Annotated in this window: 26 protein-coding genes, 1 tRNA gene and 2 pseudogenes; 18 read left to right on the top strand and 11 right to left on the bottom strand. The window is 59.0% G+C overall.

The window, feature by feature from the left end; all coding sequences use genetic code 11:
- Positions 1 to 61: 61 nt before the first annotated feature.
- Complete coding sequence (locus C8024_RS22470) at positions 62 to 727, bottom strand: cold-shock protein (protein WP_100093027.1); 666 nt, start codon at positions 725 to 727, stop codon at positions 62 to 64.
- Positions 728 to 915: 188 nt separating this feature from the next.
- Positions 916 to 1,278, bottom strand: a complete 363-nt coding sequence (locus C8024_RS03065; RefSeq protein WP_173202903.1) for a DUF4870 domain-containing protein — start codon at positions 1,276 to 1,278, stop codon at positions 916 to 918.
- A gap of 230 nt (positions 1,279 to 1,508) precedes the next feature.
- On the opposite strand from C8024_RS03065, the gene C8024_RS03060 reads away from it, so the two are divergent.
- From C8024_RS03060 to rpoN, 5 genes are all read left to right on the top strand, one after another.
- A complete protein-coding gene (locus C8024_RS03060) occupies positions 1,509 to 2,183 on the top strand; it encodes a ribonuclease D (RefSeq protein ID WP_173202908.1) in 675 nt (224 codons plus the stop codon).
- 2 nt (positions 2,184 to 2,185) lie between these two features.
- Positions 2,186 to 2,830, top strand: a complete 645-nt coding sequence (gene lptC / locus C8024_RS03055; RefSeq protein WP_173202902.1) for an LPS export ABC transporter periplasmic protein LptC — start codon at positions 2,186 to 2,188, stop codon at positions 2,828 to 2,830.
- Entirely contained in the window at positions 2,831 to 3,379 is a 549-nt protein-coding gene (locus tag C8024_RS03050; protein ID WP_173202901.1) for an LptA/OstA family protein, read from the top strand.
- Positions 3,380 to 3,611: 232 nt separating this feature from the next.
- The gene (gene lptB / locus C8024_RS03045) at positions 3,612 to 4,373 is read left to right on the top strand and encodes an LPS export ABC transporter ATP-binding protein (protein WP_173202907.1); all 762 of its coding nucleotides are present in this window, start codon (positions 3,612 to 3,614) and stop codon (positions 4,371 to 4,373) included.
- A gap of 2 nt (positions 4,374 to 4,375) precedes the next feature.
- Positions 4,376 to 5,884 (top strand): RNA polymerase factor sigma-54, encoded by a 1,509-nt coding sequence (gene rpoN / locus C8024_RS03040; RefSeq protein WP_173202900.1) that lies wholly within the window; start codon positions 4,376 to 4,378, stop codon positions 5,882 to 5,884.
- On the opposite strand, the gene C8024_RS03035 is transcribed toward rpoN, so the two are convergent.
- The 7 genes and pseudogenes from C8024_RS03035 to C8024_RS20810 all read right to left on the bottom strand — a co-directional run bounded on the left by C8024_RS03035 (position 5,881) and on the right by C8024_RS20810 (position 11,404).
- Positions 5,881 to 6,399, bottom strand: coding sequence for a GNAT family N-acetyltransferase (locus C8024_RS03035; protein ID WP_173202899.1), 519 nt, complete (start codon positions 6,397 to 6,399; stop codon positions 5,881 to 5,883). The two genes, rpoN and C8024_RS03035, sit on opposite strands and share 4 nt — an antisense overlap.
- Positions 6,396 to 6,605, bottom strand: a complete 210-nt coding sequence (locus tag C8024_RS03030; RefSeq protein WP_173202898.1) for a DUF5818 domain-containing protein — start codon at positions 6,603 to 6,605, stop codon at positions 6,396 to 6,398. Before C8024_RS03030 ends, C8024_RS03035 begins: the two co-directional genes overlap by 4 nt.
- Positions 6,602 to 7,327, bottom strand: a complete 726-nt coding sequence (locus C8024_RS03025; RefSeq protein WP_254305505.1) for an SDR family NAD(P)-dependent oxidoreductase — start codon at positions 7,325 to 7,327, stop codon at positions 6,602 to 6,604. The genes C8024_RS03030 and C8024_RS03025 overlap by 4 nt, the downstream gene beginning before the upstream one ends.
- Positions 7,249 to 7,572 (bottom strand): SDR family NAD(P)-dependent oxidoreductase, encoded by a 324-nt coding sequence (locus tag C8024_RS20815; protein ID WP_254305503.1) that lies wholly within the window; start codon positions 7,570 to 7,572, stop codon positions 7,249 to 7,251. Before C8024_RS20815 ends, C8024_RS03025 begins: the two co-directional genes overlap by 79 nt.
- Positions 7,573 to 7,702: 130 nt before the next feature.
- The gene (gene ald, locus C8024_RS03020) at positions 7,703 to 8,824 is read right to left on the bottom strand and encodes an alanine dehydrogenase (RefSeq protein WP_173202897.1); all 1,122 of its coding nucleotides are present in this window, start codon (positions 8,822 to 8,824) and stop codon (positions 7,703 to 7,705) included.
- Between the two features lie 86 nt (positions 8,825 to 8,910).
- Entirely contained in the window at positions 8,911 to 9,900 is a 990-nt protein-coding gene (locus tag C8024_RS03015; RefSeq protein WP_173202896.1) for a peptidylprolyl isomerase, read from the bottom strand.
- A 494-nt stretch (positions 9,901 to 10,394) separates the two neighbouring features.
- Positions 10,395 to 11,404 (bottom strand): annotated as a pseudogene (locus C8024_RS20810) (peptidylprolyl isomerase).
- Between the two features lie 249 nt (positions 11,405 to 11,653).
- Here C8024_RS20810 and C8024_RS03000 point away from each other — a divergent pair.
- Positions 11,654 to 11,740, top strand: a tRNA-Ser gene (locus C8024_RS03000).
- 4 nt (positions 11,741 to 11,744) lie between these two features.
- Here C8024_RS03000 and C8024_RS02995 read toward each other — a convergent pair.
- Entirely contained in the window at positions 11,745 to 12,869 is a 1,125-nt protein-coding gene (locus tag C8024_RS02995; protein WP_173202895.1) for a carboxypeptidase family protein, read from the bottom strand.
- A 755-nt stretch (positions 12,870 to 13,624) separates the two neighbouring features.
- Between C8024_RS02995 and galE the strand changes: the two genes are divergently transcribed.
- From galE to C8024_RS02975, 3 genes and pseudogenes are all read left to right on the top strand, one after another.
- Positions 13,625 to 14,629, top strand: a complete 1,005-nt coding sequence (gene galE, locus C8024_RS02985) for a UDP-glucose 4-epimerase GalE (protein WP_173202894.1) — start codon at positions 13,625 to 13,627, stop codon at positions 14,627 to 14,629.
- Positions 14,630 to 14,730: 101 nt separating this feature from the next.
- Positions 14,731 to 14,841, top strand: a pseudogene (gene ykgO / locus C8024_RS02980) (type B 50S ribosomal protein L36); the annotation flags it as partial.
- Positions 14,842 to 14,882: 41 nt separating this feature from the next.
- Entirely contained in the window at positions 14,883 to 15,491 is a 609-nt protein-coding gene (locus C8024_RS02975; protein ID WP_173202904.1) for an HAD family phosphatase, read from the top strand.
- On the opposite strand, the gene pyk is transcribed toward C8024_RS02975, so the two are convergent.
- Positions 15,488 to 16,939 carry a pyruvate kinase gene (gene pyk, locus C8024_RS02970; protein WP_100093002.1) on the bottom strand — a complete coding sequence of 484 codons (1,452 nt, stop codon included), beginning with the start codon at positions 16,937 to 16,939 and terminating at the stop codon, positions 15,488 to 15,490. The genes C8024_RS02975 and pyk overlap by 4 nt on opposite strands.
- An 85-nt stretch (positions 16,940 to 17,024) precedes the next feature.
- Between pyk and C8024_RS02965 the strand changes: the two genes are divergently transcribed.
- The 9 genes from C8024_RS02965 to C8024_RS19925 form a co-directional block, all read left to right on the top strand.
- On the top strand, positions 17,025 to 17,333 hold the full coding sequence (locus C8024_RS02965; RefSeq protein WP_173202893.1) for a DUF1244 domain-containing protein: 309 nt from the start codon (positions 17,025 to 17,027) through the stop codon (positions 17,331 to 17,333).
- Positions 17,334 to 17,377: 44 nt separating this feature from the next.
- Complete coding sequence (locus C8024_RS02960; RefSeq protein ID WP_100093000.1) at positions 17,378 to 17,620, top strand: DUF2312 domain-containing protein; 243 nt, start codon at positions 17,378 to 17,380, stop codon at positions 17,618 to 17,620.
- Entirely contained in the window at positions 17,620 to 18,108 is a 489-nt protein-coding gene (locus tag C8024_RS02955) for an arsinothricin resistance N-acetyltransferase ArsN1 family B (RefSeq protein WP_173202892.1), read from the top strand. Before C8024_RS02960 ends, C8024_RS02955 begins: the two co-directional genes overlap by 1 nt.
- Positions 18,109 to 18,159: 51 nt before the next feature.
- Complete coding sequence (locus C8024_RS02950; protein ID WP_217271958.1) at positions 18,160 to 18,492, top strand: heavy metal-binding domain-containing protein; 333 nt, start codon at positions 18,160 to 18,162, stop codon at positions 18,490 to 18,492.
- Positions 18,493 to 18,515: 23 nt separating this feature from the next.
- On the top strand, positions 18,516 to 19,253 hold the full coding sequence (locus C8024_RS02945) for a YebC/PmpR family DNA-binding transcriptional regulator (protein WP_173202891.1): 738 nt from the start codon (positions 18,516 to 18,518) through the stop codon (positions 19,251 to 19,253).
- A gap of 10 nt (positions 19,254 to 19,263) precedes the next feature.
- On the top strand, positions 19,264 to 19,614 hold the full coding sequence (locus C8024_RS02940; RefSeq protein WP_173202890.1) for a DUF3147 family protein: 351 nt from the start codon (positions 19,264 to 19,266) through the stop codon (positions 19,612 to 19,614).
- Positions 19,615 to 19,629: 15 nt separating this feature from the next.
- The gene (gene ruvC, locus C8024_RS02935) at positions 19,630 to 20,100 is read left to right on the top strand and encodes a crossover junction endodeoxyribonuclease RuvC (RefSeq protein ID WP_100092996.1); all 471 of its coding nucleotides are present in this window, start codon (positions 19,630 to 19,632) and stop codon (positions 20,098 to 20,100) included.
- A gap of 204 nt (positions 20,101 to 20,304) precedes the next feature.
- Positions 20,305 to 20,910 carry a Holliday junction branch migration protein RuvA gene (gene ruvA, locus C8024_RS02930; RefSeq protein ID WP_173202889.1) on the top strand — a complete coding sequence of 202 codons (606 nt, stop codon included), beginning with the start codon at positions 20,305 to 20,307 and terminating at the stop codon, positions 20,908 to 20,910.
- Positions 20,911 to 21,238: 328 nt separating this feature from the next.
- On the top strand, positions 21,239 to 21,426 hold a 188-nt coding region (locus tag C8024_RS19925), incomplete at its 3' end, for a hypothetical protein (RefSeq protein WP_217271957.1).

The raw sequence follows: 21,426 nt of genomic DNA, 5'->3' as shown, positions 1-21,426 counted from the left end.
CACAGGGCAAAAAATGGCGGGTCAAAGCCCGCCATTTTCAGAATATATAGGATCGAACCCGTTATTTGGCGACCAGATTGACCGCCGCCGTCTTGCCGCGCTGATCCACTTCCAGTTCGAACTCCAGCTTGTCGCCTTCTTCCAGCCCGCGCATGCCGGCACGCTCTACGGCTGAAATATGGACAAACGCATCGGGTTGGCCATCATCACGCTGGATGAAACCGAACCCCTTGGTGCCGTTGAAAAATTTCACGGTACCCGTTGCTTTCTCTCCGGTCAGTTCCCGACGTGGAGGACCGCCGCGGTCTTCCCGAGGGGAGCCTCCGCCCGCCGGAACCTCGATGAGATCGCCTTCGATCTGAATGTCTGAGGCGGAAACCTTTCCGCCACGATCGACCAGAGAAAAACGCAAGGTCTGCCCTTCCGCGAGCCCCTTGAGACCGGCGCGTTCAACCTGGCTGATATGAACAAAAACATCTTCGCCGCCGCCGTCTTGCACGATGAAGCCAAAACCTTTTTGCGCATTGAAAAATTTTACGGTGCCGGTGCTCTCGCCGACAACCTGGTCGGGCATGCCGCCGCCTCGTCTGCCGCCGGAATCACTGTCCGGCCGCGTATATCTCTCTACGGGTGGACCGCTGTCACCTTGATATCCATCGAAGTTTTCGTCACCGAAGCCGTCGCGCTTGTCCCGGCCTCTACCTCGCCGGTTTCTGTCAAAACCCATTCTTAAATCGTCACTTTCAATTCGCCCTACCCAGTAATTTCAATGTCACAGCGGACGATCTCCGGACCATTGTTTTGCGCGAATCCTATTACCGCACGTGCCAACCATATAGAAAAACGAAGGAATAAGCGAACGAATTCGGTGTTTTGACAGGTGGCCGGGCGAATCTGATATTCGAACGATCCGGCTTAGAAAAGCCAGGTTTTCGGGTCGGCCAGGGGTTCGTGTTTCTGCGCTTTCAACAATGCGACGACCGAACGGACCAATATCCAGACCGCGAGCGCCAGAAGAATCGGGATGCCGATCAACAGAAACGACAGTAATATACCGATAATCCCGACCACCAGGCCGATGACAAATGTCATGACGTGAAATTGCAAATGGCTTTCTTCCCACGTGCCTGCCACCTCGTCTTTCCATATCAGGGCAAGAACGAAGCCCACCAGGCCGGTAATCCCCACGAAGAAGCCGGCAATATAGAGTAGCGATATTATGGTGGCCTTGTTCAGATCAAAACCGGGAGCGACCGGTTCGGGTGCTTTCTCTGTCATATTGTCAAACCCCTTTCATAACCGCGCATTTGCCATGCAAATGGAAGCTCAAACTAAACTTGCTGTTTGAACCGGCCTGCGGCACATAGCATATTCAAAGATGAACTGCTGTCAATTTTCACAGCCGTAGCTCTGGCACGGGGCCATGTCCCGCTGCCGAATATGGTGTCATACCGAGTGGTAGGTTTGGGGAAATGCAGCGGGTTCAGCGATAAATTGGACAGGCAAATATCAATGGCAGTTTTTTTCATGAAGAAGATATCCCGGCAGGCGTCCTCGGCGGCGGCGCGGTTGCTGTGGACACCGAAACCATGGGCCTCCAGACCCCGCGTGACCGACTCTGCCTGCTCCAGATATCCGATGGCGGGGATGACGAGCATCTGGTCCGTTTTGGTCCTGACAGCGACTATTCCGCCCCCAATCTCCGGGCGATCTTGTCCGATCCCGACCGGGTGAAGCTGTATCATTTTGCCCGTTTTGATCTCGCCGCCATCGAACATTATATGGGCGTGATGGCAGAACCGGTATTCTGCACAAAGATCGCTTCGCGGCTCATCCGGACCTATACCGATCGCCACGGGCTGAAAGAGCTGGTCCGCGAGCTTCTTGGCCAGGATATATCGAAACAGCAGCAGTCAAGCGACTGGGGCAATCCTGTTCTGAGCGACGCGCAGCAGGAATATGCCGCATCGGACGTTCGCTTTCTGCACCGGCTGAAGGATGAACTGGAAATCCGGCTTGAGCGGGAAGGCAGAACGGCCCTCGCGCAGGCCTGCTTCGACTTTTTGCCGGACCGGGCACGACTCGACCTCGCCGGCTGGCCGGAAACCGACATTTTGCGCATGCCTGAACGGACAGAAATCCTGCTCGGCCGTGGTGCCGATTGCCAGCGGATGAGGGTCTAGCCATGCCTGCGACCGTCAACCCTGTCCGGACAAAGCGCCAGGAGTTCGCCGCTCCCAACAGTTCGCATGACCGGAACATTAAATGGCTGCGCTTCATTCTTCCCGTGGGGGTTGGCCTGTTGGGCGCGATGCTGGCGCTGGCGCCCTTCACGACAAGCGGCGAACTGAGCTTCGTTCTGGACAAGAACAGCGTTGACGTCGCGAAGGAGCGGATGCGGGTTACCGAGGCGCTGTATCGCGGCGAAGATAGCGAAGGCCGTCCATTTTCCCTCAAGGCCGGTTCTGCGGTGCAGAAAAGCTCGAGCGAAGCAATTGTCGATCTGCAGGATCTGTCGGCCCGGATATTGCTGAAAGAGGGGCCGGCCCAAATACGCGCCAGCGAGGGCAGCTATGACATGGACCAAGAGAATGTCCGGGTACCGGGGCCGGTGCAGGTTGAAGCGGCCAATGGCTATCGTCTCTCGACCAGCAATGTCACCGTTGACTTGAAGCAGCGCAGCTTGCGCAGCGATGGCTCGGTGGAAGGGCGGACCAATATCGGGACCTTCGGCGCAGACCGGCTCGAAGCGGATCTGGCGGAGCGCACGGTCAGCCTTGATGGCAATGCGCGTTTGCGGATCGAACAAAATGGATTAAGAAGACGCTAGATGAAATTACACCCTTTTCTTTCCCTGACTGCGGGCAGTTTTGTTCTTGCTTCTGCATTTCTCCTGTTCACGGGTTCGGCACCGGCCCAGGTATTCGGAAGCCATGACAGCAATGCACCGGTAAATTTCAACGCCGGACGGATCGAGGTTCAGGACCGGGCCGACCGCGTTGTCCTGTCGGGTTCCGTGCGAGTCGATCAGGCCGGGCTGACGCTCAATGCAGCGCGCATGACCGTGGCCTATCGCAGCACCGGCGGGATCGAGATCGACCGGATTGACGCATCGGGCGGTGTCACCATCCGCAAGGCCGGCGATACCGCTTCTGGAGATGTCGCCATTTATGACCTCAACCGGAGACTGATAACCCTGATCGGCAATGTCACGCTTACTCAGGGAACGAATCGACTCTCCGGTGGCCGGGTCATTATCGACCTCGAATCAGGCAGGTCGACGATCGACGGGCGTTCGACCGGCGGTTCTTCGGTCGGCTCGCAGGATTCCAGCGGGCGGGTGTCCGGCACCTTCACGGTTCCACAGCGGAAAGACTGAATTTTCAACCAGTGCTACCGGGAATCCAGTTCGATTGCGGCAGCGGGAGGCGCATGCCGGCGTGGCAACCGATGCCACTGGATTTTCAACCGTTGATGGCGCATTTCAATCTTCCATGCACAAAGCTTGCCAATTCCGATAAGATTGAGGCATGCTGTCCGCCGACAGACAGGGCAGCCGATGCGAATGAGGACCAGTGATGAATGATTTAGCCGCGACCGACGCGACAACGATGGCCGATCCGGGCGCCGCGATGGCCAGCGATGCCATGGAACATGGCCTGGCGGTGGTTTCTATCGCCAAGAGCTACGACAAGCGTTCGGTTCTTTCCGATGTTTCCCTTTCTGTGGGCCGAGGCGAAGTCGTCGGGTTGCTCGGCCCCAACGGTGCGGGCAAAACGACTTGCTTCTATTCGGTCATGGGTCTGGTCCGGCCGGATGCCGGACGGATCATGCTGGACGGCGAGGATATTACGGCGCTGCCGATGTATCGTCGTGCAATTCTCGGCATCGGATATCTCCCGCAGGAAACATCGATCTTCCGCGGTATGACCGTCGAGCAGAATATCATGGCGGTGCTCGAGATGGTGGAGCCCGACTCCGGCGTGAGAGCGGAAACGCTCGACCGTCTGCTCGATGAATTCGGACTGATGAAATTGCGCGGTTCCCCGGCGATGGCGCTGTCGGGCGGTGAACGGCGGCGCTGCGAGATTGCCCGCGCGCTCGCGGCAAGCCCCTCAATCGTGCTGCTCGACGAACCCTTTGCCGGCATCGATCCCCTGTCGATCGCCGATATCCGCGATCTGGTTTGCCAGCTGCGCGAGCGCGGCATCGGCGTGTTGATCACCGACCATAATGTGCGCGAGACACTGGATATCGTCGACCGCGCCTGCATCATCTACGACGGCCAGGTATTGTTCGCCGGCAGTCCGGAAGACCTGGTTGCCGATGCCAATGTCCGGCGGCTCTATCTCGGCGAGGGCTTTGCGCTCTAGCCATGGCACTCGCGCCTCGCCTCGATTTGCGGCAAAGCCAGTCGCTGGTGATGACGCCGCAACTGCAGCAGGCGATCAAGCTGCTGACCTTGTCCAATCTCGAACTGGAAACCTTCATTTCCGACGAGATCGAGAAGAATCCGCTTCTGGATACCGGCGAGATATCGACCGAGATCGGCGAGTCTGGCGATGGTCCGGAGCCGCCCGCCGAACCGGGCGCGCAGGGCAGCGACGAAATATTGTCTGCCGGACCTTCGGAAGCCGAAGCGGCTCTGGATATGGAAGGGCATACGGACAGTTTTACCAATAACAGCCTGTCGGACAGCGATGGCGCGCTCGACGGACAGCTCGGATTGAACGGTGCCAGTTCCGGTTCGGCACCCGGGGGCGAAGCGCCCGATTTCGAGAATATGCTGGTGGCCGAGACAAATCTCACCGACTATCTGATGGAACAGGCCGGCGCTGTGCTCTCCGGTATCGACCTGTTTGTCGCACAGCATATCATCGACCAGATCGACGAATGCGGCTATTTGCAGGCAGAGCTGCTGGAGCTGGCCCAGCGCCTGAATGTCGGTCTTGTCGACGTCGAGCGCATTTTGGGTGTCGTCCAGACACTGGACCCGGTCGGTGTCGGCGCCAGAGATCTGGCAGAATGTCTGGCATTGCAGGCCAAGGATGCGGACCGTTATGATCCCGCCATGGCGCGGCTGATCGACAATCTCGATCTGCTTGCCAAGGGAGCTTTGCCGCAGCTCAAGCGCATATGCGGTGTCGATGACGAAGACCTGATGGATATGATCAGCGAATTGCGCAATTATGATCCGAAGCCCGGCTGCAAGATCGGCGGCGGGGCGGTCGAGTCCGTGGTGCCGGACGTGTTTGTCGCGGAACGGACCAACCGCTGGATTATCGAGGTGAACAGCGCCACCCTGCCCAAAGTGCTGGTGAACCGCAGCTATTATTCCGAACTGAAAGACGGCGCGCAGGACAAGCAGTCGAAGGAATGGCTGAACGAGTGCCTCGCCGACGCCAACTGGCTGGTCAAGGCGCTCGATCAGCGGCAGCGGACGATCGTCAAGGTCGCGACGGAAATCGTCAAGCAGCAGGAAGAGTTTTTCCGTAAGGGCGTGGCGCATCTCCGGCCCTTGACGCTCAAGAATATCGCCGAGCAGATCGAGATGCATGAGTCGACGGTCAGCCGGGTGACATCCAACAAATATCTCTCCTGCTCGCGCGGGACGTTCGAGCTGAAATATTTCTTCACCAGCGGAATCCAGTCCTCGACCGGTGGCGAGGCGGCGTCGGCGGAGGCGGTGAAGAGTCATATCAAGTCCCTGATCGATAACGAGGATCCCAAGAAGATCCTGTCCGACGACAAGCTGGTCGCCCTGCTCAAGGAGCGGGGGTTCGACATTGCCCGGCGCACGGTGGCCAAATATCGCGAAGCGCTGGGTCTGGGCAGCTCGGTCCAGCGGCGCCGGCAGAAGGCGCTTGAGGGCAAGGCCGCCTAGATCGGCTTGCGCAGCACCGCAAATTCCAGTTCCGTGGTCTTCGGCAGGCCGAAGCGCCGATCACCATGCGGGAAGGGGCGGTGCTCGCCGGTCCGCGCATAACCGCGGCGTTCGTAATAGGCGATCAGGTCCTCGCGCTGCCGGATAACGGTCATCTCGATCGCATTGGCCTGCCATTGATCCCGCACAAATCGCTCTGATTCTCCCAGCAATTGCTTACCCAGACCGCCTGCCTGCAAGGCAGGATCGACGGTCAACAGTCCCAGATAGGCGAGCTTTTCACCGACACGGGAGAGCTGGACGCATCCGGTGATCGCATTGCCCTTCTTTGCAAGCAGTATCACCTGATTGTCCGCCGCGATCATTTCGCGCAACGCCTCGGTATCGGTGCGCTGGCCGTCGAGCAGATCCGCTTCATGGGTCCAGCCGCGCCGCGCGCTCTCTCCGCGATAGGCGCTCTCGACCAGCGCGTGGAGCGCCGGGATATCGCCGTTTTGTGCCGCTACGAAATTCATGCCAGCCTTATCCCGTCCGCTTCCAAGAGCGCGCCGTCGATGACCCGGCCGGTTACCGCCACCCGCTTCTCGACCTCGTCAACCGGCGTGCGCAGCAGTTCGAGCCGGTAGCGCTGGCCATCATCGCATTGCAACAGAAAGCCGCTCGCATCGCGCTGCAGTAGCCCGGCATATACGCTGGCACCCAGGTCTTCCGTCTCCATCATGCAGCGGCGAGCAGTTTCTCGCTGATCTCCCAGAGTCGCTCGGCGTCTTCATCCACCGTGATATGCGGCGCGCAATGCTGATAGGGCAGGCTATCCTCGCCCATCAGCTGCGCGACATCGCAATCCTCGCAATAGACGCCGGGCATGTCATTGAGCAGCGGAGACGTGGCGGCCCACAGGCTGGTGGTGCAACCCTGTGACGGCGTCTTGAAGATTGCGGCAACCGCTGGTGGCACGCTACCGTCCTTGTTAAGCCAGCCCAGTTCTACCTGCTCGTCGACCGGCAGATGACGCTGCAACGGGGTGAAAATCCCGCCCGGATGAACCGAGAAAGCGCGGCCACCAAAGGCCTGCATCCGGCGGCTCAGCGCATTGGCGAACAGGGCGTTGGCGCTCTTCGCCTGGGCATAGGCGACCCATTTCTGATATTCGCTATTCTCGAACTGGATATCGTCCCAGAGGATGCCACCTCGCTTGTGGGCGATCGAGGACAGCGCGACGACGCGGGGTGCGCTGGCTTTTTCGAGCAAGGGCAAGAGCGCTTTGGTCAGCGCGAAATGGCCCATATGATTGACGCCAAACTGGCTTTCCCAGCCCGGCCCGACGCGTTCCAGCGGGCAGGCCATGATACCGGCATTGTTGATCAGCAGGTCGAGCGCATCGATAGAGTCATAGACCGAAGAGGCAAAGCCGCGCACCGAATCGAGATCGGCGAGATCCATTTTGCCGAGGAGACATCGCCCTCGATCGAGGCAAGATTCTCCTCCGCCTTGGCCGGATCGCGAACCGGGACGATCACCGTGGCACCGGCATTCGCCAGTGCCCGGGTGGTTTCCAGACCGATTCCCGAATAGCCGCCGGTGACGATCGCGGTCTTGCCGGTCAGATCGATGCCGGCGAGTATCTCGTGCGGTTCGCTCTTGGCGTGAAAGCCCGATCCGAGTGGTTTCTGGTCTGCTGCTGCCATCTGTTGTTCCTTCATTCAGTGCCCCGGCGAAGGCCGGGGTCCATCTCCAACTATTGCGTCTGGCCCAACTGTCTGGAGATGGGCACCTGCCTGCGCAGGTGCACAATATGGCGATCGCCTCCAACCAGATTTAAGCCTTCAATCCCACAACCTCCGACACCGGCATATAGTCATAGCCGAGATCGTCGGCGACCGCCTTGTAGGTCACATGACCATTCCACACGTTCAGCCCCTCGGCCAGATGACGGTCCTCGCGCAGCGCGCTTTCCCAGCCCTTGTTGGCAATCGCCAGCGTGTGCGGCAGGGTTACATTGTTGAGCGCATAGGTCGAGGTCCGCGAGACCGCGCCGGGCATATTGGCGACGCAATAATGGACGATATCGTCGACCACATAGGTCGGATCTTCGTGGGTGGTCGGCTTCGAGGTTTCGAAACAGCCGCCCTGGTCGATCGCCACGTCGCACAATACCGAACCGGGCCGCATGGTCGAGAGCATGTCGCGGGTCACCAGCTTCGGCGCTTCTGCTCCGGGGATCAGCACCGCGCCGATCACCAGATCAGCCTCGGCGACGCATTCGGCCAGATTGGCCTTGTTCGAGAAGCGCGTCTTGGCGCGTGATTCGAAATGGGTGCCGACCGATTCGAGCACGTCCGGATCACGGTCGAGGATCGTCACATCCGCGCCGAGGCCGGCCGCCATTTGTGCAGCGTTGAAACCGACGACACCGCCGCCGATGATCGTGACCTTGCCGGGAGCCACGCCGGGGACGCCGCCGAGCAAGATGCCGCGGCCGCCATGGGCTTTTTCCAGCGCGGTCGCGCCGGCCTGGATCGACATGCGTCCGGCAACCTGGCTCATCGGCTTGAGCAGGGGAAGCCCGCCGGTGCCGGTTACCGTCTCATAGGCAATGCAGGTTGCCCTGGATTTGACCAGATCGGCGGTTTGTTCCGGATCGGGCGCGAGATGGAGATAGGTGAACAATATCTGGCCTTCGCGCAGCATCGCGCGTTCAACCGCCTGCGGTTCCTTGACCTTGACCACCATTTCGCATTTTTCGAAGATTTCGGCAGCGGTCGCAGCAATGGTTGCACCGGCGGCGACATATTCGGAATCTTCGGCGCCGATGCCAAGGCCCGCACCGGTCTCGACCAGCACATCATGGCCATTGGCGGTCAGTTCGCGGACCGACTCGGGGGTCAGGCCGACCCGATATTCGTGATTCTTGATTTCTCTGGGGGTACCAACGCGCATGGAGGAGCTCCTGTTCTGACGAGTCTAATCGCACATCATTACCAGCAAATGACGCTGCGCGCGAGACGCGTTGTAATTTTATTACCCTATTCTGAAACTTTCCTAATGGGCACCGGGACGGTGCAGATATTGCCATAACCGCCATGGGCCTCGATATATTGCAGCAGCGCCGGGCTGTAGCTGGCGAGATATTTATAAGACGGCTGTTCTGCCAGCGGCAGCTCGCTGGCCAGCCGGATCGACTTTATCTCGATATATTCCGATTTGTCGGCATAGAAGCCGCCCGGATCGGTGCCGAGCGGCAGATTCTGCAAATGCTCCAGTCCGTCGATCACTCGTCCGACCATGCCGAAGGTCGTGTCGAGGCTGCGCGCCGCTTCGCCGGTGATCACCGACATTTCCGCACCCGTCCCGGTGTCCGGCGGATCATAATGGGCAGGGGACAGCGACCCGCGACAGGTCAGCGGATAATATTTCGTCTCGCCGTCGATGGTCTGGCTGCCGATCGGCCAGCCGCCGCCAAAGCCGACCGTCTGCGCACCCGTATTCTCGTAAATCATGGTCATCAGCGGCTCGATTTCCGTGCCCTGATATTGATTGCTATAATCCACCGCAGCCTTCAGCGCCGCCATATCGGTGTCGCGTTTCGCCCCGAGCGCCTGGTTGAAATATTCGCTCTCCGGCACGGTCTCGAGTCCCTTGGGCGGTGTCTTGGCATCGGGATTGCCGCCGAACTGGGTGACGAAATCCTTTGCGACGCGATAGATTTTGGTGCCGTCCCACCAGCGGGTCCTTGCGAAGGTCCGGACGTTGCGGACATGGCCGCCGGAGAGATTGGCGGGGAGTAACTGGATCACCGCCTGTCGTTTCGTTCCGTCGGGGGCGTCTGGTAGAGTCAGGATCATCAGGTCGGTGAGGGGGATGGGCAGCCAGTGTTCGGCCGGGGCAGCGGCGAGGATTTCTGCTGGGTTGGCTTGCGGCGATTCTTCTTGCGCGAGCGCGGGAGACACGAGTGAAAAACAGGCTGCCGCAAGCGAACAAAAGGCGATATGCGCGGATCGAAAATAGTTTTTCATGCGACTCTTTCCCTGCTGAACTTTACAAACTTTACACTGTTAAGAAAAAGAAAGCTTTCTGCCCTTGTAAAGGCGGTTTCCGTGCCCCGCCCTGCGGCGGGGAACATTCTTTGGGTCACACAGGGTCACACCCCCTATTCCGGAAGATGATCGGCGCACGGAAATTGCTGGAAACCGAGGGTGGAAGGTCGAGGAAAGGGGGTGGAACATGAGGCCAGATTAATCCAAATTACCGGATGTAGGAAAGGCAAAATTGTGCCCCGCCGCAGGGCGGGGTCCAGTCGAGTCCTGCCGGTGCGGTTTAAAAGGCGAAAGCGGGAATATTCTGGGCCCCGGCCTTCGCCGGGGAACCATCCGTGAATCACATATCATGATGTCGGAAAGCGGAAAGGCGTCCATTGTTTCCCCGCGAAGGCGGGGATCCATCTCCCGGGTCAGCGGCTAGGCGCCATGACAGGAGATGGGCACCTGCCTCCGCAGCTGCGCTGCACTCCTCACTCGCCGCTTACCCGTCTCACCGGCACCGGAATATTACAGATATCCGCGCCGCCATCCGGCACAATGAAAAACGGATCGCGGCGATTGGCCCGGGCGTCGGCATATTTCGCGAAAATGGCACTGTTGGTGTCGAGATATTCGAAGGCGGGAGATGCGCCTTCGGCTAGCGCGTCACCCAGCCGGATGGATCTAATCGGCACGCGCTTGCTGGCGTCCTCGTAAAATCCCAGCTGCCCCTTGCCGCGCGGCAGGCTGGAGAGATGTTCGATCCCTTCGATAATCCGCCCGACCACCGCAATATTGCGGTCGAGATGGCGCGGCGCATGGCCGATCACGGTGTAAAGTTCGGCGCCGCTGCCGGTGTCGGGGGAAAGATTCCGGCCTACGCCGACCGCGCCGTAGCAGTGGATCGGCCATTTGCCCTCTTCGGTTTCATCAAAGGCTATGGGCCAGCCTTCTTCGAACAAATCACCGTCTAGCGCATAAGGCGTTTGAAAGATGGCGAGCTTGGAATTTTGGAAACATCCGGCGGAATATGTTCTTCTCCGGCGCGTTCAACTTCCCATTCAAAATGCCTCTCGAACAATCGAAGCAGATTTGCTGTTTCGATCAGTCCCGGGTTCACGGTATAATCACTCTCCGGCACCGTCTCCAATCCCTCCGGCAAAGCCTTCTGCTCGGTCTCGCCCGATTCCGGATTATCGTATCCTGCATCGCCCCATTGCACGACATAATTGTCCTGCACCCGGTTGATGCTGGTGCCGTCCCACCAATGGGCGGCGGCAAGCTTGCGGATATTGCGGATCCAGCCTTGCGAGAAAGGCTCGGGCATCAGCTGGATGATCACGCGGCGGGCGTTGCCTTGTGCATCGGGCGCAAGGTCCATGACCAGCAGGTCGCTCGGCGGAATTTTCACCCAGTCGCTGGCCGGGGCGGCTTCGACAATGGCATTGGGGCTCGGATATTCGGCTGTTTCGGTGTCCTGCGCGATTGCGGGTGTCGCCATCAACAGGGCGAATGTTGAAGTGACGGCGCTGATCTTATTCATAAACATATCCCCAAAATTCCGTTCGTCCTGAGCCTGTCGAAGGACCGGGTGCGTCTGCAACTGCGTTTCGGCACGCGCAGCGCGAACGGGTTTAATTGCTTAGCACCACCCTAACTCCACACTATCGCTTGCGAAAGCGCGAATCCCGCATTAGGGAAGCGGCGCTGTCTGACATTCGACCGGATTCACGGGTCAGGCGGTATTTGCGGAGCCGTGGCAGAGTGGTCGATCGCGCACGCTTGGAAAGCGTGTATAGGGCAACCTATCGAGGGTTCGAATCCCTCCGCTCCGCCATTATCTAGATATCGTCAATCATCTCGGCCAGCGTGGCCAGACATTCGCGGGCCAGCAGGTTGCAGCGTTCGGGCGACCAGCCCTGGCTGGCGTCGGGCAGGCAGCGATTGTCCTTGAACGGCATCTCCAGAGTCATCGCGACCGCGCCGAACCGTTCAGCCAGCTGGTTGGTCGACATCGACAGATTGGCCTTGCCCTCGGCAGCGGTCGGATAGCCGAGCGTGGTCTGGAAGTCCGGGGTGCGCTGGGCGAGCCGGTTGCGATAGCTGTGATATTTTTCCAGCTGCGTTTCGGTGATCGAGGGGATGCCTTCAAAACCGGCGATGAAAACCGCCGGTATCGCCTCGTCGCCGTGCACGTCCATGGCGAAGTCCACACCACTCTCGTCCATCGCATCGCGGACGCACAGCACTTCGGGGGATTTCTCGGCGCTTGGTTGATCCCATTCCCGATTGAGATTGGTACCGGCAAAATTGGTTCGCAGATGACCTCTGCACGAACCATCCGGGTTCATGTTCGGGACGATATGGAAGCGGCAATGCTGCAACAGCAGCCGTGCATTCGGGTCAGCCGGGTCGGTCAGCATTTCCAGCGCGCCTTCCATCCACCATTCGGCCATGCTTTCGCCGGGATGCTGGCGGGCGTAGAGCCAGACCTGCTTGTCGCCGGTCCCCATCTCGAGACAGTCGATCGGCTGTCCTTCCAGGCTGTGGCCGAGCGCGCGGGCAGTGACGCCTTCGACCGATGCGGTTTCGGCAACCAGATCATGATGGCGCTCGATGCTGTAGGGCGCGAAATAGGCAAACCAGACAATATTGCTGCTGGCCGTATAGCGGATCGTCAGGATGCCGCTCGCCTCGTCATAGCTGCTCGGCGCGCGGCCCCAATAGTCCCGGTCCTCGCTGACACAGGCGTCATAGTCGGGCCAGCCCTGCGGATAGGCCGATTCTTTCAGGCCGGTGATGGCCAGTTCCAGCTCGTCGCCGACCGCGCAGGTCACGCGGAAATGGAACCACTGGAAAAATTCGCTGTCCTTGTCCTTGCGGATGGACAATTTTGCGGTGGTGCCATTGATGGCATGGACTTCGATATTGCCGCTATCGAAAGCGCTGGTGATATTTATGGTCATTTCACCCTGATAGTGGTTCCGGACTCTCCGGGGAAGTCCTTGAATAAGGCTTCGGCCAGTTTGCCGCCGCCAGGCTGGCTGCGATGCCGGTGATCCTTCCTTCGCCTCGATCGAGGCACGGCCTTCCCAGACGACATTGCCGTCACTGCGCCTGGCGATCCGGACCGACAGGTCGGTGACGATCTTGTCCTTGGGCGGGCCGCTGAGATCAATACCGATGCCCAGGCCGACGCCCGATCCCCGGCTGCCGGTGCTGCCGCCGACTCCGACCGAGACGGGAGAGCGGGCCCCTCCGGCGCTCAACACCGACCGTTCGAGCGTGTAGCGCGCGACATAGTCGCTTTTTTCGCTATCGTCGCGCGCTTCGGTAAAGCCGACGCGCTGCAACTCGCGCAGCAGGGCCGCGCTATAGCTGGCATATTCGATGCTGCGACCGGGACCATCATCGGTAATATTGGCCCTGATGGTGACGCTGCCCGGGGCAATCGGGGCAAGCTGGGCATTGTGAAAGCGGGTGACGTCAACCGGCGGGGTCATAGCCGTGCATCCGGATACAAGAGATCCTGCCAAGAGCAATGTCGCAAATGATTGAAAACCGGCCATAATACTAACTCCTAAACTTGCCCCGTCGCATATTAGCGCATAATCTCCGCGACTGCGGCAAAAAATTGCATCCATGGCCGCCCGCGCTTAACCGGTTGGTGACGGCGGAGCGATAAACAGCCGATATTGCACGAAAAGGGGATTAAGAAACCATGGCGAAACCCTTCACCATCCTGGTCACCGGCGGTGCCGGCTATATCGGCAGCCACGCGGTGCTGGCCCTGCAGGATGCCGGCTGGCCGGTCGCGGTCATCGACAATCTGACCACCGGTTTTCGCTGGGCGGTGCCCGATGGGGTCGCCTTCCACGAGGGCGATATCGAGGATTCGGATCTGCTGGCGCGGATCATCAAGGATGATAATATCGGCGCGATCATGCATTTTGCCGGATCGATCATCGTCCCCGAATCGGTCGAAAATCCGCTCAAATATTATCACAACAACAGCGCCAAGAGCCGCAGCCTGATCGAATCGGCGGTGACAGGCGGCGTCCGTCATTTCATTTTCTCGTCGACTGCGGCAACCTATGGCATTCCGGAGGAAAGCCCGGTCAGCGAAAGCACGCCGCAGCTGCCGATCAATCCCTATGGCATGTCCAAGCTGATGACCGAGCATATGCTCCGCGACGTCGCGGCGGTGCATGACCTGAATTTCTGTGCCCTGCGCTATTTCAACGTCGCCGGTGCCGATCCGCAGGCACGGACCGGTCAGTCCACCGCCGGAGCGACGCATTTGATCAAGGTCGCGGTCGAGGCTGCCCTGGGCAAGCGCGAAAGCGTCGCGGTCTTTGGCACCGACTATGACACGGCGGACGGCACCGGCGTGCGCGACTATATCCATGTGTCCGATCTGGCCGCTGCCCATGTGCTGGCGCTCGAAGCGTTGATCGCTGAGCCGGAGCAGAACCATCTGCTCAATTGCGGCTATGGCCGCGGCTTTTCGGTGCTCGAGGTGCTCGATGCGGTTGACCGGGTCACCAACCTGCGAATCAAGCGGAAAATGGAAGGACGCCGCGCCGGCGACCCCGATTCGCTGATTTCCGACAACCGGGCGATCATGGACCGCTTTCCCTGGCAGCCGAAACATGCCGATCTCGACGAAATTGTCGCCCATGCACTGGCGTGGGAACGCAAACTGATCGAAATTCGCGGAGATTAAAGCTGTTCGCTTGACTTTGACCGCCACCGACCTTAATTGCCCTGCTTCAACGCAGCAAGGCTGCTTTCAAGAAATTCAGATAATCAAGGCGTGGTACCAAAATGAAAGTCCGCAACTCTTTGAAGTCGCTTAAAAACCGTCACCGGGATTGCCGCGTCATCCGTCGCCGTGGTCGCACCTATGTGATCAACAAGACGAATCGCCGGTTCAAGCGCGCCAGGGTTAATCGCCTGTTTTTGGCGGGAGTTCTGCCATCTCAAAAATTGACACGGTCATCTTCGATATAGGCAATGTCCTGTATCGCTGGGATTTGCGCTGTCTCTTTGAAAAACTGATTGACGATCCGGAAGAGCTGGACTGGTTTCTCGCCCATGTGGTGACACCGGAATGGCATTTCCAGCACGACGCCGGCCGGCCCTTTGCCGACATGGTTGCGGAGCGAAGCCGCGAATTTCCCGAATATCGGGACCATATCATTGCCTATTCCGAGCGCTTTCCGGAAACCATTCCGGGACCGGTGCAAGGCATGATCGATCTTGTCCGGCTGCTGGCGGAGCGCGCCGTTCCCCTGTTCGCCATCAGCAATTTCGGGGCTGAATCCTGGGCGCAGTTCCGGCCGTCGGCGCCGATATTCGAGATGTTCTCCGATATTGTCATTTCCGGTGAAGAAAAGCTGATCAAGCCTGACCAAGCGATCTACGAACTGGCGCTGAACCGCTTCGGCCGTCGCGCCGAGCAATGTTTGTTCATTGATGACCGGCTGGACAATATCGAGGCGGGCGAAGCGATGGGTCTTGCCGGCCATCATTTCAGTGATGCCGCCAGACTGGAACAGGAACTGCAGGCCTTGCGCCTGCTTTAGCTGCGCTTGAGCTCGTCGCCGCTCAGCCTCACGATATGCAGCAGGTTGGTTGAGCCGGGCGTACCGAAGGGCACACCGGCGCAAACGATCAAGCGGGAACCCGCTTTTCCGAGCTTGTGCCGCAACGCCATCCGCTTGGCCTTGGCAATCATTTCCTCAAAATCGCTTACGTCCTTTGTGACCACGGCATAAGCCCCCCAGAGCAGGCCGACCCGCCGCGCCGTGTGGCGGTCCGGCGTCAGCACGAGCAGCGGCACCGAGGGCCGTTCGCGGGCCATTCTCCGGGCGGTCGAGCCGGATGACGTATAGCAGACAATCGCCGAGGTCTCGATCGTGCGGGCAATATTGTAACTCGCGGCAGCAAGAGCATCGGCGGTCGTTTCATCCGGCACGGTCTCGGTAAAATGGACCCGGTCGGCGTAGGACGGATCATTTTCCACCTGCGCGGCGATCCGGTCCATCATCGTCGCCGCCTCGATCGGCCAGTCGCCAACGGCGGATTCGGCCGACAGCATGATCGCGTCGGCGCCGTCGTAGATCGCGGTGGCGACATCGGACACTTCGGCGCGAGTCGGTGTCGGCGACTTGATCATCGATTCGAGCATCTGTGTGGCGACGACCACCGGACGGCCCAGTTTGCGGGCAGCGGCAACGATCTTCTTCTGCAGCGGCGGAACCTGTTCCGGCAGCAGCTCCACCCCGAGATCACCGCGCGCGACCATCACGGCGTCCGACAGTTCGAGTATCTCGTCGAGCCGATCAATCGCCGCCGGCTTCTCGATCTTGGCCAGCAGGGCAGCCTTGCCGCGAATGAGGCGTCTTGCCTCTGCGACATCTTCCGGACGCTGGACAAAGCTGAGCGCGATCCAGTCGACATCCTGTTCCAGCGCGAAGGTCAGATCCTTGCGGTCCTTGTCGGTCAGCGAGCTAACCGGCAGAACGACTTCGGGGACATTGACCCCCTTGCGGTCGGAAATTTCGCCGCCGACGATCACTTTGGTCTCGACGCTCTTGCCGTCGGCTTCGGTCACTTCCAGCCGGATTTTGCCGTCATCGAGCAGCAATGTATGCCCGGGCTTCAGCGTGCCCAGAATTTCCTTGTGCGGCAGCGTGACACGCTTCGCGTCGCCTTTTTGCTTGAGCATGTCGAGCGTGAAACGCTGGCCTTCTTCCAGCATTACGGGCGGCTTGGCAAATGTGCCGATGCGCAGCTTCGGCCCCTGCAGATCGGCGAGTATCGTGATCGGCCGGCCGACTTTCTTTTCCAGCGCCCGGATCGACTTCACGTTGGCGGCGTGCGCCGCGTGCTCGCCGTGGCTCATGTTCATCCGGAAGGCATCGACACCGGCGCGGTACATTTTCTCGATCATTTCCGGGCTGCCGCTGGACGGGCCAAGCGTTGCGAGCACTTTCACTTTGCGATTACGGGAGAAGATCGGCGATGCCATGCAAAAATCCTTAGTGACGCTTTACCTGCGCGTTTCCTGTTTCTAATTCATGACAGGATAATAACAAATAACAATGGAAACAAATATGACCGATCAAATAACCGATGCCGCCGCCGCTGCTGCCTTTCGCCGTCTGGTCAATCATCTCCAGCACCGCCACGATGCGGAAAATATCGATCTGATGGGACTGGCCGGCTTCTGTCGCAACTGTCTGGCCGACTGGGTGATGGAGGCGACCGAGGAAGCTGGCGGCTCCATGACAAAGGACGAGGCCCGCGAGGCGATCCACGGCATGCCGGCAAGCGAATGGAAGCGAAAATACCAGACCGAGGCAACCCCGGAACGGCTCAAAAAGATGAAGGAAAGCGTGGCCAAAAACGCCGGCGCATCTTAAAGACGGGCATCGAATCCGAACATGTTATTTCAAAGGAATGAAGAATGAGCGAAGGCAATGTTGCCGCAGACCAGCTGCGTCTGTTTATCGAACGTATCGAGCGGCTGGAAGAAGAGAAAAAGGGCATGGCGGACGATATCCGCGATGTTTATTCCGAAGCGAAATCACAGGGTTATGACGCGAAGATCATGCGTCAGATTGTCCGGCTGCGGAAGATGGAAACCCATGACCGTCAGGAAATGGAAGCCATTCTCGACACCTACAAGTCGGCGCTTGGTCTGGCCTGATGATCGCGATTCGGCCAGCGACGGTTGCTGATGCGCCGCGCTGTGCCGAAATCTACGCGCCCTTCGTAACCGACAGCTGGGTCAGTTTCGAGACGGACCCGCCGGATGATGCCGCAATGGCTGGCCGGATAGCCGGGGCGCTGGACACGCACGACTGGCTGGTTGCAGAAACGGATGGCCGGGTGCTCGGCTATGCTTATGGCTCCGGCCATCGCACCCGGGCCGCTTATCACACCAGCTGCGATGTGGCGGCATATGTCGATCCCGATCACAAGCGCCGTGGCATCGGACGGAGTCTGTACGAGGCGCTTTTGCCACGGCTGAAGGCGAGAAAAATGCACGCTGCCTTTGCGGGAATCGCCCTGCCGAACGAGGCCAGTATTGCCCTGCACCGGGCAATGGGCTTCGACCCGGTTGGCATCTACAGGCAAGTGGGCTGGAAAATGGGTGGTTGGCGCGACGTTGCGTGGTTTCAGCAGTTGCTCTAACGGCTGCAGGAGATTAACAGCAGCAGGTAACTGGTTCGGGATCTGAAAATTATGACAGGCAGGATAATCGTCACCACCACCCCCTCGGTCGAGGGGCATGCGATTCGCGACTATCGCGGGATCGTCATCGGCGAGGTGATTGTCGGTGCCAATCTGTTCCGCGACCTGTTCGCCAGCATCACCGACATTGTCGGCGGACGCTCGGGCAAATATGAAAATGTCCTGAAACGCGCGCGCGATGAAGCGCTGGCGGAGATGGAAGCCGAAGCGGCGAAGGTCGGGGCCAATGCCGTGGTCGGCGTGGATCTTGACTATGAGGTCGTCGGCGAAAAGGGTTCAATGCTGATGGTATCCGCGTCCGGAACCGCGGTTGTTGTGGATTAAGCAAATCGGGAATTTGAGGTAAAATGGCAGGCCATAGTAAATTTAACAATATCAAGCATCGCAAGGGCGCTCAGGACAAGAAGCGTGCGGCGCAATTTTCGAAGCTCTCGCGCGAGATAACTGTGGCGGCCAAGTCCGGCATGCCGGACCCGGATTTCAATCCGCGCCTGCGGCTCGCGGTCAACAGCGCCAAGGCGGTGTCGATGCCGAAGGACAATATCCAGCGCGCGATCGAAAAGGCGTCGGCCAACGAAGGCGATGACTATAGCGAGATCCGCTATGAAGGTTTCGGCCCCGGCGGCGTGTCGCTGATCATCGAGACGCTGACCGACAATAATAACCGCACTTTTACCAATGTCCGGACGATCATGTCGCGCAATGGCGGCAATCTGGGCGAAAGCGGTTCGGTTTCGCACGGTTTTGACCGGGTCGGCTATATTCAATATCCGGCCAGCGCCGGCGACGAGGAAACAGTCCTCGAAGCGGCAATGGAAGCGGGCGCGGAAGATATTTCTTCCGATGAGGACGGCCATGAAATCTGGACCGCGATGGAAGACCTGCACGAGGTTTCCGGAGCGCTCGAAAAGGCGCTCGGCGAAGCGGCCAGCGTGAAGCTCGCATGGCGCCCGACGGTTCAGGTCGAAGTCGACCAGGAGCAGGCGGAGACCTTGCTCAACCTGATCGATCTTCTGGAAGACGATGACGACGTCCAGACGGTCTGGGGCAATTATGACGTGTCCGACGAAATCATGGAAAACTGAACGCCGGCTGATGTGGGAATTTGCCGCCAAGGCCGCTCTGGCAGGAGTGATCGTGGCTCTGGTGGCAACCATCGCCCAGCGCCAGCCCAGCTTCGGGGCGCTCGTCGCCTCGCTGCCCCTGATCTCGATATTGGGCATGGCCTTCCTCTGGTATGCGCGGCCCGACACAGAAAACATGGCGCTCCATGCCGAGGCGACCTTCTGGTATGTGCTTCCATCTCTTCCAATGTTCCTGCTGATTCCGGTGATGCTGCGCAATGGTATCGGCTTCTGGTTGTCGCTGGGGACCGGATGCTTGCTGACGGTAAGCCTTTATATGATCATGGCTTTTGTTGGCCGGCGCATCGGTTTGCCAATCTGATGGGGCGGAGCTGAATTGATCATTCTCGGCCTCGATCCGGGTCTTGGCACCACCGGCTGGGGGGTGATTGTCGCGGACGGCAATCGCCTGTCCCATATCGCCAATGGCCAGATCAAGACCGACAGCAAAATGGCGATGGCCAGCCGTCTGCTCAAGCTCGATCTCGAGCTGACCGATCTGCTGCTGGAATATAAACCGGATGCGGCAGCGGTCGAGGAAGTGTTCGTCAACAGCAATCCGCAGAGCACATTGAAGCTGGGACAGGCGCGCGGCGTCGTGCTGCTCGGCGCTTCGCGGACGGGGATCGAAGTCGGCGAATATTCGGCGAAGACGGTCAAGAAATCGGTGGTGGGGGTCGGCAAGGCGGACAAGGACCAGGTGCAGGCGATGATCAAGATCCTGCTGCCCGGCGTGAAGCTGGCCGGCGCGGATGCCGCCGATGCGCTGGCGGTGGCGATCACCCACGCGCATCACCGGAAGAGATAGCGGAGCAAAGCACCGTTCGTCCTGAGCCTGTCGAAGGACCGGATTAATTTTTCGCACACGATCCCACAAAGTCACGAAGACAAGTCCTAGGCACCAATCGCTTAGTGCCTTCGTGTCTTTGTGCGAGCTCCTATTTTGTAGCCCGCTTGCGCGGGGTAGAGAAAGAACACTGGATTGCGTGCCAAGTTAGTCTAAAACAACAATATGATCGCAAAACTGACCGGCACCATCGACGAAATCGGCACGGACAATATCGTGCTCGATGTAAATGGCGTCGGCTATCTGGTCTTCTGTTCCTCCCGCACCATCAGCGCGATTGGCGGCAAGGGCGATGGCGCGACCATCTATACCGAGATGCAGGTCAGCGAGACCGACATGCGGCTGATGGGCTTTGCCAGCAGCTCGGAGCGCGACTGGTTCCGCCTGCTGATCTCGGTACAGGGCGTCGGCGGCAAGGTGGCTCTGGCGATATTGTCGGCATTGGAACCGGGAGAAATTTCGCGGGCCGTGGCGACCGGCGACAAGTCGATGGTTTCGCGGGCGAACGGGGTTGGTCCGAAACTGGCGCTGCGGATCGTCAATGAGTTGAAAGACAAGGTCGGCGGTATTGCGACCGATCCGATTAGTGGAGCCGGCGGCGCGGTCCACGCGCCCTCGAACAACAGCGCCGATGCGGTCAGCGCGCTGCAAAATTTGGGCTTTAAACCGGCGGATGCGAGCGCGGCGGTGGCAGCGGCGGATGCCGAGGCCGGCGATGGCGCGACACTGGATGCGCTTGTCAGGTTGGCGTTGAAGAAGGCGGCGCGGTGAGTCTTTGTCTATTTTCAAAGCTCAAACTTTGTTGGTTGATGCGATTTTTGAATTTGGACTCACAGTGTCGCTATTTTTGCTTTGTTCCACTTTGGTTTTGAAATGGCGTTTTTAATAGCGTTTACATTCATCGTGCCGCTGATTAGCCCATTCGGTCGATGGGAATTTCCTGTACCGACATTGACCTATTATATTTTTCGATACTTTCGTTTCACAGAATGTTCATCATGTAACCACTCGATATTTAATGATTTTCCGGAGAATGGATATCAAGGGAAAGATTTCAGCTTCTCGCCTAATAAGTTCTGTGCAAACTGTGGGAACGATAATGACTGACCTTGATCGCCTCCAATTCCCAGAACACACAACTCGTCATGCTGAACTTGTTTTAAGGTCCATTCGTCCACGTTCGCAGTTTGCGATTGGGGTGCGAGGGATGCAAATGAATCAATACAATCGCCATCACGCCGGCGAATTTGACGGCGTCGCTGTTATTGAATCACGCGAAGCCGCGAA

This window comes from Sphingopyxis sp. BSNA05 (assembly GCF_013265645.1).
Lineage (GTDB): Bacteria > Pseudomonadota > Alphaproteobacteria > Sphingomonadales > Sphingomonadaceae > Parasphingorhabdus.
Note: the sequence above shows the minus strand (reverse complement) of the source record. Positions and strands in the feature narration are given on the sequence as shown.

Coding starts and splice junctions, on each gene's coding strand:
- ald (WP_173202897.1), bottom strand. CDS start 8,824: ATGCGCGTTGGTACCCCCAGAGAAATCAAGAATCACGAATATCGGGTC.
- rpoN (WP_173202900.1), top strand. CDS start 4,376: ATGGCACTCGCGCCTCGCCTCGATTTGCGGCAAAGCCAGTCGCTGGTG.
- C8024_RS02960 (WP_100093000.1), top strand. CDS start 17,378: ATGAGCGAAGGCAATGTTGCCGCAGACCAGCTGCGTCTGTTTATCGAA.
- C8024_RS03065 (WP_173202903.1), bottom strand. CDS start 1,278: ATGACAGAGAAAGCACCCGAACCGGTCGCTCCCGGTTTTGATCTGAAC.
- galE (WP_173202894.1), top strand. CDS start 13,625: ATGGCGAAACCCTTCACCATCCTGGTCACCGGCGGTGCCGGCTATATC.
- C8024_RS22470 (WP_100093027.1), bottom strand. CDS start 727: ATGGGTTTTGACAGAAACCGGCGAGGTAGAGGCCGGGACAAGCGCGAC.
- lptB (WP_173202907.1), top strand. CDS start 3,612: ATGGCCGATCCGGGCGCCGCGATGGCCAGCGATGCCATGGAACATGGC.
- C8024_RS02995 (WP_173202895.1), bottom strand. CDS start 12,869: ATGACCATAAATATCACCAGCGCTTTCGATAGCGGCAATATCGAAGTC.
- C8024_RS03030 (WP_173202898.1), bottom strand. CDS start 6,605: ATGATGGAGACGGAAGACCTGGGTGCCAGCGTATATGCCGGGCTACTG.
- C8024_RS02950 (WP_217271958.1), top strand. CDS start 18,160: ATGACAGGCAGGATAATCGTCACCACCACCCCCTCGGTCGAGGGGCAT.
- ruvA (WP_173202889.1), top strand. CDS start 20,305: ATGATCGCAAAACTGACCGGCACCATCGACGAAATCGGCACGGACAAT.
- C8024_RS02965 (WP_173202893.1), top strand. CDS start 17,025: ATGACCGATCAAATAACCGATGCCGCCGCCGCTGCTGCCTTTCGCCGT.
- C8024_RS02955 (WP_173202892.1), top strand. CDS start 17,620: ATGATCGCGATTCGGCCAGCGACGGTTGCTGATGCGCCGCGCTGTGCC.
- pyk (WP_100093002.1), bottom strand. CDS start 16,939: ATGGCATCGCCGATCTTCTCCCGTAATCGCAAAGTGAAAGTGCTCGCA.
- C8024_RS02940 (WP_173202890.1), top strand. CDS start 19,264: ATGTGGGAATTTGCCGCCAAGGCCGCTCTGGCAGGAGTGATCGTGGCT.
- C8024_RS03035 (WP_173202899.1), bottom strand. CDS start 6,399: ATGAATTTCGTAGCGGCACAAAACGGCGATATCCCGGCGCTCCACGCG.
- C8024_RS03050 (WP_173202901.1), top strand. CDS start 2,831: ATGAAATTACACCCTTTTCTTTCCCTGACTGCGGGCAGTTTTGTTCTT.
- C8024_RS03015 (WP_173202896.1), bottom strand. CDS start 9,900: ATGAAAAACTATTTTCGATCCGCGCATATCGCCTTTTGTTCGCTTGCG.
- C8024_RS20815 (WP_254305503.1), bottom strand. CDS start 7,572: ATGGCAGCAGCAGACCAGAAACCACTCGGATCGGGCTTTCACGCCAAG.
- C8024_RS03025 (WP_254305505.1), bottom strand. CDS start 7,327: ATGGATCTCGCCGATCTCGATTCGGTGCGCGGCTTTGCCTCTTCGGTC.
- C8024_RS02945 (WP_173202891.1), top strand. CDS start 18,516: ATGGCAGGCCATAGTAAATTTAACAATATCAAGCATCGCAAGGGCGCT.
- lptC (WP_173202902.1), top strand. CDS start 2,186: ATGCCTGCGACCGTCAACCCTGTCCGGACAAAGCGCCAGGAGTTCGCC.